This window comes from Burkholderia sp. JPY481, assembly GCF_038900515.1.
Lineage (GTDB): Bacteria > Pseudomonadota > Gammaproteobacteria > Burkholderiales > Burkholderiaceae > Paraburkholderia > Paraburkholderia youngii.
In genome coordinates this window covers 1-12,146 of sequence record NZ_JAYMRT010000027.1, presented here as the reverse complement: position 1 = coordinate 12,146, position 12,146 = coordinate 1, and the positions used below count along the sequence as shown (strand labels likewise).

General features: G+C 64.5%; 12 protein-coding genes. 7 read left to right on the top strand and 5 right to left on the bottom strand.

Features of this window, described 5'->3' with window-relative positions; all coding sequences use genetic code 11:
• The first annotated feature begins 63 nt into the window (after positions 1–63).
• From catA to VSR82_RS34910, 3 genes are all read left to right on the top strand, one after another.
• Positions 64–999, top strand: a complete 936-nt coding sequence (gene catA / locus VSR82_RS34920) for a catechol 1,2-dioxygenase (RefSeq protein ID WP_410851838.1) — start codon at positions 64–66, stop codon at positions 997–999.
• A gap of 103 nt (positions 1,000–1,102) precedes the next feature.
• Positions 1,103–2,359, top strand: a complete 1,257-nt coding sequence (locus VSR82_RS34915; RefSeq protein ID WP_429458235.1) for a GTPase — start codon at positions 1,103–1,105, stop codon at positions 2,357–2,359.
• Positions 2,356–3,936, top strand: a complete 1,581-nt coding sequence (locus tag VSR82_RS34910) for a dynamin family protein (RefSeq protein ID WP_498858508.1) — start codon at positions 2,356–2,358, stop codon at positions 3,934–3,936. The genes VSR82_RS34915 and VSR82_RS34910 overlap by 4 nt, the downstream gene beginning before the upstream one ends.
• Before the next feature lie 8 nt (positions 3,937–3,944).
• On the opposite strand, the gene VSR82_RS34905 is transcribed toward VSR82_RS34910, so the two are convergent.
• The 5 genes from VSR82_RS34905 to VSR82_RS34885 all read right to left on the bottom strand — a co-directional run bounded on the left by VSR82_RS34905 (position 3,945) and on the right by VSR82_RS34885 (position 9,065).
• Positions 3,945–5,186 carry an energy transducer TonB gene (locus tag VSR82_RS34905; protein ID WP_498858507.1) on the bottom strand — a complete coding sequence of 414 codons (1,242 nt, stop codon included), beginning with the start codon at positions 5,184–5,186 and terminating at the stop codon, positions 3,945–3,947.
• A gap of 81 nt (positions 5,187–5,267) precedes the next feature.
• A complete protein-coding gene (locus VSR82_RS34900) occupies positions 5,268–5,903 on the bottom strand; it encodes a riboflavin synthase (protein WP_368584947.1) in 636 nt (211 codons plus the stop codon).
• A 15-nt stretch (positions 5,904–5,918) separates the two neighbouring features.
• On the bottom strand, positions 5,919–7,070 hold the full coding sequence (gene ribD, locus VSR82_RS34895; protein ID WP_429458241.1) for a bifunctional diaminohydroxyphosphoribosylaminopyrimidine deaminase/5-amino-6-(5-phosphoribosylamino)uracil reductase RibD: 1,152 nt from the start codon (positions 7,068–7,070) through the stop codon (positions 5,919–5,921).
• A 63-nt stretch (positions 7,071–7,133) separates the two neighbouring features.
• Positions 7,134–8,417 carry a glutamate-1-semialdehyde 2,1-aminomutase gene (gene hemL / locus VSR82_RS34890; RefSeq protein WP_429458243.1) on the bottom strand — a complete coding sequence of 428 codons (1,284 nt, stop codon included), beginning with the start codon at positions 8,415–8,417 and terminating at the stop codon, positions 7,134–7,136.
• A gap of 171 nt (positions 8,418–8,588) precedes the next feature.
• Complete coding sequence (locus VSR82_RS34885; RefSeq protein WP_176105314.1) at positions 8,589–9,065, bottom strand: hypothetical protein; 477 nt, start codon at positions 9,063–9,065, stop codon at positions 8,589–8,591.
• A gap of 203 nt (positions 9,066–9,268) precedes the next feature.
• On the opposite strand from VSR82_RS34885, the gene VSR82_RS34880 reads away from it, so the two are divergent.
• From VSR82_RS34880 to VSR82_RS34865, 4 genes are all read left to right on the top strand, one after another.
• Positions 9,269–10,486 carry a Bcr/CflA family multidrug efflux MFS transporter gene (locus VSR82_RS34880; RefSeq protein ID WP_429458247.1) on the top strand — a complete coding sequence of 406 codons (1,218 nt, stop codon included), beginning with the start codon at positions 9,269–9,271 and terminating at the stop codon, positions 10,484–10,486.
• 215 nt (positions 10,487–10,701) lie between these two features.
• Positions 10,702–10,932 carry a hypothetical protein gene (locus VSR82_RS34875; protein WP_368584943.1) on the top strand — a complete coding sequence of 77 codons (231 nt, stop codon included), beginning with the start codon at positions 10,702–10,704 and terminating at the stop codon, positions 10,930–10,932.
• 75 nt (positions 10,933–11,007) lie between these two features.
• Positions 11,008–11,412, top strand: coding sequence for a RidA family protein (locus VSR82_RS34870; protein ID WP_429458249.1), 405 nt, complete (start codon positions 11,008–11,010; stop codon positions 11,410–11,412).
• Positions 11,413–11,421: 9 nt separating this feature from the next.
• The gene (locus VSR82_RS34865) at positions 11,422–11,820 is read left to right on the top strand and encodes a contact-dependent growth inhibition system immunity protein (protein WP_429458251.1); all 399 of its coding nucleotides are present in this window, start codon (positions 11,422–11,424) and stop codon (positions 11,818–11,820) included.
• The last annotated feature ends 326 nt before the right edge of the window (positions 11,821–12,146 follow it).

Sequence of the window (12,146 nt, the reverse complement as noted above, 5' to 3'; positions counted from 1 at the left end):
GCATTTCAAGGCGAGCGCATCCAAAGCCATCTTTTCCCCCTATACCAACTGGAGACAGTCATCGTGAGCGTCAAAGTATTTGAAACCAAAGAAGTGCAGGATCTGCTGAAAGCCGCTTCCAACGTCGATGCCGGTAACGGCAACGCACGTTTCCAGCAGATCGTCTTCCGTCTGTTGGGCGACCTGTTCAAGGCAATCGATGACCTCGACATCACGCCCGACGAAGTCTGGGCCGGAGTCAACTATCTGAACAAGCTCGGCCAGGACGGCGAAGCGGCGCTGCTCGCAGCCGGCCTCGGTCTCGAGAAGTACCTCGACATCCGCATGGATGCCGAGGACAAGAAGATCGGTCTCGAAGGCGGCACGCCGCGCACGATCGAAGGCCCGCTGTATGTGGCCGGCGCGCCGGTGCGCGACGGCGTGTCGAAGATCGATATCAACGCCGACGAAGACGCGGGCCCGCTCGTGATCCGCGGCACGATCAAGGATCTGGACGGCAAGCCGGTCGCCGGCGCGCTCGTCGAGTGCTGGCACGCGAACTCGAAGGGCTTCTATTCGCACTTCGATCCGACCGGTGCACAGACCGAGTTCAACCTGCGCGGCGCGGTGAAGACCGGCGCCGACGGCAAGTACGAGTTCCGCACGCTGATGCCGGTGGGCTATGGCTGCCCGCCGCACGGCGCGACGCAGCAGCTGCTGAACGTGCTGGGCCGTCACGGCAACCGTCCGGCGCACGTGCACTTCTTCGTGAGCAGCGACGGTCATCGCAAGCTGACCACGCAGTTCAACATCGAAGGCGATCCGCTCATTTGGGACGACTTCGCGTATGCAACGCGCGAAGAGCTGATTCCTCCGGTCGTCGAGAAAACCGGCGGCGCGGCGCTGGGCCTGAAGGCCGATGCGTACAAGGACATCGAGTTCAACTTCACGATCACGCCGCTGGTCCAGGGTAAGGACAACCAGCTCGTCTATCGTCTGCGCGCTTCGGCCGAAGCGTGATCGCACGAGGCGGCGCCGTGGCGACACGGCCGCCGCCTTTCGTTGCCAACGGCCGGCAGTCCTGCCGGCCGGATCAATCCCCTGAAGCGTCGAGGAGTTGACGGTGTCGAGCAAACTTCGTGAGCGCGCAGCGCACGATGTCGCGTCCGTGCTGCCCGAGCGGGCCCACGATCTGGCGCGCCTGCTGATTCTGATCGACGACAGTGAACCGGTCGTCACCGTCGTCGGCAAATACAACCACGGCAAGAGCAGCCTGCTCAACGAGCTGTTGAGCCGCGATGCGTTCGCGGTGTCGGACCGGCGCGAAACGGTGCGCCTGTCCGACAGCGTGCATCAGGGTGTGCGCTGGCTCGACGCGCCGGGACTCGACGCCGACGTCGGCAGTGAAGACGACCGCGAAGCGTTGCGCGCCGCGTGGCTGAAATCCGACATTCGCCTGTTCGTGCACGCCGCGAAAGAGGGCGAGCTCGACGCGAAGGAACTGACGCTGCTGACCGAGCTCGACGCCGACCGCGTCAGGACCGGCCGGCAGACGCTGTTCGTGCTGTCGCAAGTCGACCAGCTCCCCGACGACGCCGCGGTGCAGAACGTCGGCGCAGCGATCGACCGGCAGATGCCCGGCATCGCGTTGAACGCGGTGTCGTCGATGCGCCATCGCAAGGGGCTCGACGGCGGCAAGAAACTGCTGCTTGAAAAGAGCGGCATCCCCGCGCTGCATGCCGCGTTGCGCGCGGAACTCGAGCGTGTGCCGGATGCGCGCGCTCACGAAACCACGCTGCTGATCGGCGAAATCCGCGACGAACTGCAACGGCTGCGCGCGGCACGGCAGACGTCGCTGGACATTCTGCGCACCACGCAGCAACAACAAAAGCAGGCCTTCGATCGGAGCCTCGCGGCCGTCATCGACAAGGTCGGCGGCGACATCGACGCGATGTTGAATGCGCTCGGCACCGATCACGCGAGCGTGCCCGATACCGCGAAAGACGCCTACGCGATCACCGCGGGCAAACTGGAGCGCGCGCATATCCAGATCGCGTACTCGCGCGCGTGCATCGAGATCGATGCGATGCTGGCCGGGCACGGTGTCATCGGTCTGCCGGCGGAGCAGCACACCGCGGCGAAAAGCCTGAACTCGGTGATGATCGCGGTGATGGGCGTGTCGGTGAAGTTCCGCAAGGATCTGCGCCGCATGTTCTGCGAAGCGGCGGGGCGTGAGCGCATGCAGCGCGAATTCACGCACTACTACGAGCTGTCCGCCGACCGCAAGGCGCTGGCCGCGCAGATCGTCGATACGCAAGCGGCGCTCGTCGCATCGGACGACGCGGCGGCCGCGATGCGGATACTGGTGGCGCGCGCATGAAAGCCGACGCGAGCCACGAGCAACGTTTTATCGCCGAGGTCGATGCGTTCGACTTCATCGCCGAGGAAACCGACGCGCTGCTGCATGCGCTGAACGACTGGCTCGCGAAGCTGAGCGCCGATCTGCAAAACGACTGTTTGAAGTGCGACGGCTTGCACGCAAACAGCGCACTGGCCATTCAGGCCGACACGATCAGCACGCTGCTGCGCGACAGCGTGCAAACGTCGATGCAACAGTGGTCGAGCCTCGAAGCGGCCCAGCACCTCGCCGATCATTTCGAGGATCAGGCGTTGCTGCTCGTGTTCGGCAAGTTCAACGCGGGCAAGAGTTCGTTCTGCAATTTCCTCGCCGAGCGCTTCGCCGCGCACGGGCGCAGCGTGCAGTATTTCCATGTGGATGGGGGCCGCGTCGTCGAAACGTCGGAGCCCTTTAGCGAAGGCGCGACCGAAACGACCTCGCGGCTGCAAGGGGTGCGCCTCGGCGCAAAGCTGGTATTGCTCGACACGCCGGGATTGCATTCGGTGACGCCGGAAAACGCCGCATTGACGCAGTGCTTCATCGATAGCGCCGACGGTGTGTTGTGGCTGACCAGCTCCACCTCGCCGGGCCAGGTGCAGGAGCTCGACGAGCTCGGCCGCGAATTGCATCGGAACAAGCCGCTGCTGCCGGTCGTGACTCGTAGCGACGAGTACGAGGAAGACGAAGTCGACGGCGAACTCGTCAAGTGTCTGTGCAACAAGAGCGCGCCGCGTCGCGCGCTGCAGGAGCACGATGTCAGGGTGCGGGCGGCAGACAAGCTCGTGGCGATGGGCGTCGACACGGCGCTGCTGAAACCGCCGGTGTCGGTCTCAGCGCATGTGGCGCGCGAGGCGGGGCAGACCGCGGCGGCCATGAGTGACGCGGGCTTCGAGCGGCTGTATGCCGCGTTGCTCGACATCACCGGACCGGCGCTTGCGTATAAACGGCGCAAGCGGGCCGAGGTGCTGCTGCATCATCTGGAAGAGAACGTGCTCGGCAAGCTGCAAAGCGAGGTGCTACCGTTGCTTGCCGAACTTGGCGAGTCGTCGCAGGCGGCGCTCGAGCGGCTCGAGCAACAGCAGGAGCAGCTTGCCAACGCGGTGTGGCGCGGCATCGTGCCGACGCTGCCCGCGTTGCTCGATGCACATACTACGACGCATGACGTGATCGGGCTGTGCAATGCGCTGTCGCAATCGATATTCGAGCTGTATCGACGCGAGGCAGACAGGCTGCTGGGCGATTATGTGATCGAGCCCGACGCTTCGCTCGCACGCATCGAGCTGGCTGCCGATGCCGGTTTCGACGATATCGTCGTCGAGCGAACGAGTGCAGATGGACCGGTGCGCGAAGTCGCGGGTATCGACTATGGCCGCCTTCACGCCGCGCTAAGCCGCGCGATTCGCGAGTGCGTGCTGAGTCTGTCAGGCCATGCCGCGCAACGGTGCCGCGCGTCGATCACTCGGTTGACCAAGCTCGCGCGGCGTCTTGAAGCGTCGTTAGCGACGCATGAGGAAGGCTTGCTCGATCTGAAGTCGCAGGTGCGGTCGGAATCTGTCTGACGCGCCGTTCAAACGCCCGGCGTCAGCGTGATCGTGAACGATCGCGGGGTCTCACCGTTTTCATCGCGCGGCATCGGATCGGAACGCTTGACCGCCTCGACGGCGGCCTTGTCCCACGCCCGGTCGCCACTCGATCGAACGATCTTGACCGACTCGAGACTGCCTGACGACGTGCAGTGCACTTCGACCACGGTTTCCCGATGCCCCGGCTTGCCATTCCAGACGATGTTGGGCTGCACGCGCTGCCGGACCAGCTCCGCGTAGTCGAATACTTTCGGCGCGGAGGCCGGTTGGCGAGGCGCGCCCGAAGCGAAGTTTTTCAGCGCGGTGATCAGTAACACCGCCGAACGTCTGCTGCTGTCGAGTTCGGCCAGCGTGATCCATTCGCGCGCTTGTTGCGGCGTCTTATCGAACGCCTGGCGGTAAAGGCGCATCGCCTTGCACCACGCTTCAGGCGAAAGCTCGCCTTGGCGGCCACTCGTCAATAGCCCCAGATCATCCGCATCGTCAGGGTTGCGATTCAGCGCGTCCGCGAGCGACGCCGACAGCGCCAGTTGCCCGCGCAGCCGTTGTCCGGGCGTGACTTGCGGCAGCGGCGTGGTTTGCGTCGACTGTTTGATGAGGTTGAACAGCGCTTGCAGCTGCGCCTGCAGTTCCGCGTCGGTTTCCTTGTCCATCGACAGATAGCGCGACGTGATCAGCTGCAGATTCTTCAGGCCGCCGCAATCGGGCGGCGCGTTGTTCAGCGCGTGCGTCGTTAGGCCCATCAACTGTTCACGGTCCTGCTGCGAGATGCGCGCCATGCCGTCAAGCACGCCTAGCGCGCGAGCGAGCGGGGCGGGGCCCGCCGTGGCCGGATTGCTGTCGGACGAAAAGTAATAGCGTTGAATGTCCGGATCGGCTGTCAGTTTCTGCGCCCAGTCCGCGAGCAGCTTCGCTTTGGACGAGTCGGCCGTGATGCCTAAGTGGTTGGCCAGTTCCGCCGCATCGAGCGGTTTGCCGGGCAGAAATGACAACGCGCTCGACAGCATCGAGGGAGCGCTCGCGCCCGACGCAAAAGACGGCAGACGGGTGGCGCTCGCGTTGCTCGCTGGCGTCGCGGCATCGGCGCGCGGCGAACTAAAAACGAGGTTCGACGCGACCGTGGCACCGGCGCCGCTCATGCCGACGATGCAGGTGACGATCAGCGACGCTTTCACCAGGCGGACAGGCCGAGAATTCCAGCAACCGTGCAGGCGCGGCATTTTCATGGTCCTGATCGGATTCGGATCGTGCGCGCGCTGCGCCACGGCTCTGGATTCGCTCAGCGGAGCGATTCGCCCCGAACGTGATTATTTCAACGGTTGATCGCCATCGCGCGGCGCATTGAGCATGCGCTCGACATAGCGCGCAATCAGATCGATCTCCAGATTCACTTTCACGCCATCGCGCAGATGCTTGAGCGCCGTCACCTGCACGGTATGCGGAATCAGATTGATCGAAAACTCGCAGCCGTCGTCGCGATCAGCGACGGAGTTCACGGTCAGGCTCACGCCATTGACCGTAATCGAACCTTTGTACGCGAGATAGCGGCCGATGTCGCGCGGCGCGAGAATGCGCAGCTCGTGCGATTCGCCGACCGGCGCGAAACGCGTGACGGTACCGAGCCCGTCGACGTGTCCGGAGACGATATGTCCGCCGAGCCGGTCATGCGCGCGCAGCGCTTTCTCGAGGTTGACCTCGCCGGTTTCGCCGAGACCGGCGGTGCGGTTCAGGCTTTCGCGCGATACGTCGACTTCGAACGAATGAGCAGTCTTTGCGACCACCGTCATGCAGGCGCCCTGGATCGTGATGCTGTCGCCGAGCTGCACGTCGGCGAGGTCGAGCCCGCCGGCTTCGACGTTCAGGCGTACACCCGCGTCGCCGCCCGTACCGAGCGGCTTGACTGATTCGATGCGGCCCACTGCCGCGACGATTCCTGTAAACATCGTGCTAATCCTTGATCATTGCGAAACGGTGGGGGACACGGCGTCGGTCCCGGGTACGGCTGCCTGTGCGAAGCGCGCGAGAATTCGCAGATCGTCGCCGATCCGCTCGACCGTGTGGAAATTGAGCTTCACGCGGTCTTCGAGCAGGTCGGGCGAGTCCAGATTGAACATGCTCATCGAGTCCATGCCGAGCAGGCTCGGTGCGAGATAGACGAGCAGTTCGTCGACGCAGCCTTCGCGCAGCAGCGAGCCGTTCAGCTTGTAGCCGGCTTCGACGTGCAATTCGTTCACGTTGCGCTCGCCGAGCACGCTCAGCATGCGCGGCAGATCCACCTTGCCGAACGCGTTCGGCAGCGGCACGATCTCGGCGCCGCGCTCGCGCAGCGCAACCGCGCGTTCTTCAAGACGCGCATCGAGTTCGCCGCAGAAGATCAGCGTCGGCGCGCCGGCCAGGATCTGCGCGTCGAGCGGCACGTCGAGCTGGCTGTCGATCAGCACGCGGTGCGGCTGGCGCGGCGTATCGACCGCGCGCACGGTCATGCGCGGATTGTCTTCGCGCACGGTGCCGATGCCGGTCAGGATCGCCGATGCGCGCGCACGCCACGCATGACCGTCGGCGCGCGCGGCCGCGCTCGTGATCCACTGGCTCTCACCTGACGGCAAGCCGGTGCGGCCATCGAGCGATGCCGCCACTTTCATGCGCACCCACGGACGGCCGCGCGTCATCCGCGACACGAAGCCGATGTTCAGCTCGCGCGCTTCGTTCGCGAGCAGCCCGCAGCGCACTTCGATACCGGCTTCGCGCAGCATCGCGAGTCCGCGGCCGGAGACCTGCGGATTGGGATCTTCCATCGCCGCGATCACGCGGCCGATCTGCGCTTCGATCAGCGCGTTCGCGCACGGCGGCGTGCGGCCGAAATGGCTGCACGGTTCGAGCGTCACGTAGGCGGTCGCGCCGCGCAGGTCGTGGCCGCGCGAGCGTGCGTCCTTCAGCGCGCGAATTTCCGCGTGATCCTGGCCGGCAGGCTGCGTGTAGCCTTCGCCGATCACCTCGCCGTTTCTGACGAGCACGCAACCGACGCGCGGATTCGGGTCGGTCGTGTACATGCCGCGCTTCGCGAGCGCGAGCGCGCGTTCCATATGGACGAAATCGGTTTGCGAGAACATCGGTGTCCGTTGTGGTGCGGTGTCTGGGTCGTGCGGGTTGCGGCTTTTGCGTGAGGTCCGGCTTCAGCCCTTCAACGCTGCGAACGCGCCGCGCGCGGCGTCGATCGTCGCGTCGATCACTGCGTCGTCGTGCGCGCTCGACACGAAGCCCGCCTCATACGCGGACGGCGCGAAGTACACGCCGGCGTCGAGCATCTTGTGGAAGAACGCGTTGAAGCGCGGCACGTCGCTCTTCGTGACCTCGGCGAAGCTCGTCGGGATCGACTCGCGGAAGTAGATGCCGAACATGCCGCCGAGCGCATCCGCGGCGAACGGCACGTTTGCTTCGCGGGCGACCTGCGCGAGCCCTTGCGCGAGACGCGTGGTGCGTGCGGCGAGCGTGTCGTAGAAGCCGGGCGCCTGGATCAGCTGCAGCGTTTTCAGGCCGGCCGCGACCGCGATCGGATTGCCCGACAGCGTACCCGCCTGATAGACGCCGCCGAGCGGCGCGAGGTGAGCCATGATGTCGCGCCGTCCGCCGAACGCCGCCGCCGGCATGCCGCCGCCGATCACCTTGCCCAGACACGTGAGGTCCGGCGTGATGCCGTAGAGCTGCTGCGCGCCGCCGAGCGCGACGCGGAAGCCGCACATCACTTCGTCGAAAATCAGCACCGAGCCGTACTCGGTACAGAGGCGGCGCAGCGCCTGCAGGAATTCGGGGGTCGCGCGCACGAGGTTCATGTTGCCCGCAACCGGCTCGACGATCACCGAGGCGATCTCATTGCCGAACGCCTTGAACGCTTCTTCGAGTTCGGCGACGTTGTTGTATTCGAGCACGGTGGTGTGCTTCGCGATATCAACCGGCACGCCCGCCGAGGTCGGATTGCCGAAAGTCAGGAGGCCCGAGCCAGCCTTTACGAGCAGGCTGTCCGCATGGCCGTGATAGCAGCCTTCGAACTTGACGATGCGGCTGCGGTTCGTGAAGCCGCGCGCGAGACGCAGCGCGCTCATCGTCGCCTCGGTGCCGCTCGACACCATGCGCACCTGTTCGATCGACGGCACCAGCTTGCAGATTTCCTCGGCGATCTGGACCTCCGACTCGGTCGGCGCGCCGAACGAGAAGCCATTCACGAGCACGCGCTGCACGGCTTCGAGCACTTCGGGGTGAACGTGGCCGAGGATCATGGGACCCCACGAGCCGATGTAGTCGGTATAGCGCTGGCCGTCCGCATCCCAGAAGTAGGGGCCTTGCGCGCGCTCGATGAAGCGCGGCGTGCCGCCGACGGAACGGAAAGCGCGCACCGGCGAATTCACGCCGCCGGGGATCGTGCGTTGCGCGCGTTCGAAGAGGGTTTCGTTTCTGGACATGGCGATGGCTGGAATAGGGAGCAAGGGTTGCGCAGCGGCGTAAAGGGCCTCGGACGATTCCCGCGGACACTTCGCGCAATGCTGGGATGGATCGAGAAATTGTACCGGACTCGGCGCCGGCGGGCTGTGCGGGCGGGCTGTGCGGGCGGGCGGCCGCGGCGGCGGGTGTTTTCAGGCCCGGCTGCCTGGCGCGGGCAACGCCGGCGGCTTGCGCTTGCCGGTCAATTCGGCCCAGCGCTTCTCCAGCGCGCCTTCGGCGATCGGCTTGATGATCGTGCCCGAGCTTTGCGCATCCCACGTCTGCACCGAGAACGGATGCACGCGCAGCTGATCGCGCGGGATGACCGGCGCGTGATGCGCATCGACGAGCCAGTCGTAGACGAAGTCGATGCACAGCCGGTAGCCGCGTTTGGTCGACGCGTCGGGGACTTCGTACGGCGCGCGCGTCACGTAGCCCGAGCCGAAGATGCCCTTCGGCTCCTGCGCGACGCGATGCAGGAACACGCGATCGCCGGGCAGGATGCCGCGCGCGAAGCCGCAGCCCCATGCGTCGGTCACCGCTTCGCCGGCCGCCACCCGTTTCGCGATGTCGGGCAGCTCGGGCCACGGCCATTTTTTGGGGCTCCAGATCAGCAGGAAGGCGGTCATCGCGGGTTCGAACGGGATCGGGGGAAGGGGATGGATATGCAGGCGGCAGCTTAACCGATTGACGCTGTTTGCGCCGCGCGGCGCTGCTTCGCGCACAGTCAACGGGTTAACCGTCGCGTACAATCGAGCCGGTCAACTGATGGCCGTTCCCGCTTCACCTGTTCCGCTGCCGATGCCGGCGCGGCGTTCCATCCGGATCTCCCATGTCTCACGTCGTCAAACGCCGGCCCGATGGCCGGCTGATTTTGTTGCTCGGCGCGCTGGCCGCGTGCGGGCCGATTTCCATCGACATGTATCTGCCGAGCCTGCCGACCATCGCGCAGGCCTTCGCCGTCGGCACGGGCGCCGCGCAATCGACGCTGACGAGCTTCATGTTCGGCTTTTCGATCGGCATGCTGTTATACGGTCCACTGTCGGATACGTATGGTCGCCGGCCGATCCTGCTCGGCGGCATCGTCATGTATGCGCTCGCGAGCATCGCCTGCGCGCTGTCGATCTCGATCGGCTCGCTGGTCGGCTTTCGCTTCGTGCAGGCGTTGGGCGCGGGGGCGGCGTCGGTGCTGGCTCGTGCGATCGCGCGCGACGCGCACGAGCCCGGCGATGCGGCGCGCGTACTGTCGATGATCGCGATCGTCACGGCGATCGGTCCGCTGCTCGCGCCGCTGATCGGCGGACAGTTGCTGCTGCTGGGCGGCTGGCGCGCCGTATTCGTCGCGCTGACGCTGTTCGGGGCCGTGTGCGCGGTGACCGCATTCCTGAAGGTGCCGGAGACGTGGCCGCGCGAGATGCGCGCGCAGTCGGCGCTGCTGAAGTCGTTCGGCGCGTATGGCACGCTGCTCCGCGATCCGGTCGCGTGGGGGCATATGCTGTGCGGCGGCATGGCGTTCGCGTCGATGTTCGCGTACATCACGGCGACGCCGTTCGTGTACATCGAGCATTTCCACGTGTCCGCGCAGCACTATGGCTTCCTGTTCGCGCTGAATATCGTCGGCATCATGTTCGGCAATTACCTGAACACGCGGTTCGTCGGCCGGCTCGGGCCGGTGCCGATCATCTCGTTCGCGGCGACCGTGAGCTTCGTCGCGTCGCTGTTCGTGTCCGTCGTATCGCTGACGGGGTGGGGCGGCTTGTGGTCGATCGTGTTTGGCCTCTTCTTCGTCGTCAGCGTGGTGGGCGTGTTGTCCGCCAACTGCACGACCGATCTGATGCATCGCTATCCGGTCAACGCAGGTGCCGCGGCGGCCGTGTTCGGCGCGGTGCAGCTCGCGCTGGGCGCGTTGTCGAGCCTCGCAGTCGGGCTGTGGCAGGACGGCACGCCGAAGGGCATGGGTATCGTCGTCGGCGTGGCGGGCTGCCTGTGCTTTGTCGGACGCAGGCTCGTGATGCGCTGGAACGGGACGTCGCCGGTTGCGGCTGTGTAGCGTGTTCTGTTTGGGTATTGAGGTCGAGCACTGCACGGGCGCTGTGAAAACGGCGTGAAAGCCGTATGACGCTCGTGCTGCACGGGCCGCGGGCATTGACCGACGCGTGAGTTCACCGGGCGGGTCTCCGGAAAACACCTGGTGTTGCGCGCGCACCACCGTGCGTCGCGGTTTGCATTGCTATGATGAAGTCACTGTTCCTCGGAGCGGCAATCATGGCGATCAAAGACCTGATGAACGGCGAACGGCAATTTGCCGCATTCGCCGAGGCGCAACGGCTGGCCGACAGCGGCGCTTACTACGATTACACCGACATCGAATATGTCTTGCGCTTTGATCAGGGGTTGACTGATGTATCGGCTTTGCTCGATAGCCAGCTGATGCATCGCGATCTGAATCGTCGTTGTGCCGATGCGCGCGAGAAGCTCGAGATGGCGGATGCATGACGCGCAGTGTGCGGGTTTGCGCTGAATGAAGCACGGCGATGAACCGCTCCGGCAATTTCACTTCTGGAGTGGTTGATGACCGATAGCACGCACGCCCCACGTTTGCCTCACACCCACAATCCCGCCGCGCTGGCGAAACCCGGCGGTCACTACAGTCATGTGGCGGTCGCGAATGGCTTCGTCTTCGTGTCCGGGCAATTGCCGATCAATGCGCAAGGCGAGAAGCTCGCCGATGCGTCATTCGACGCGCAGGCCGAACAGGTTCTGGTCAACTTGAAGGCGGCGCTCGAAAGCGTCGGCAGCAGCGTCGCGCAACTGGTGCAGATGCGCGTGTATGTCGTCGATGTCGAACATTGGGCTAGCTTCAATCAGATCTACGCGCGCTGGGCCGGTGAGGCAAAACCGGCTCGCGCGGTCGTGCCGGTGCCGCAGTTGCACTATGGGTTCAAGATCGAGGTTGAGGCGGTGGGGGTGGTTTAGCGGTTGACGGTGGAAGCGGAATTCCCCAATTTCCAAATGCTTGTCGATGCCTATCTGAACTGGGACTACGATCTGCTTGGGGAAACTATCGCGGACGTCTTGCGCGTCTACCTTGCCGATCTCGATGAGGAGATGCGCCTGGGTGCCGTTGCGGAAATAGAGGAATGGAGCTTCGCGCATCGACAACAGTTGCGAGCGCCGTTGAATCGTTCTTCGAACGAGGGATTTCAATTTTGTTGCACGGCTATACGACTCAATCGTTTCTTGATGAACCAAGCGCGTGTTGAGCAGGTAGCCGGTTTTCAGTTCGCCGTGTGCCGTACAAGCTCGCATTTTCAGAGGCGCGAAAGCAACCCCGTCATCCTCACTGACCTGCGGTTGATCGTACTTGCCGATATCACGTACTAGCTGGGACAGTGCCTTGCCTATACAGCCGCCTGATTGCGGTTACCTTGTACGTTCCGCCCGAAGAGAGCGACATTGATGAAGTTGGGCCCGATCCAATTCGCGAATTTTTCTTTCTGACAATTGTTTGCATAAATTCGGAGCGCGCCGTATTGAGGCTGAGTTTGGGCTCGTCATAAGGTGGTGCGACCTCAGCTAAACGGGAGAGCACCGAATCCATGACGAGCAAACCGGCACCTCACCGCCCGCAGACGCCGCAACCTCCCGTCCTCAAACAACTGGCCTTTGCCTTTCCGTTTCTGCGCAAGGCGCAAGGCAATGCCAGTGCA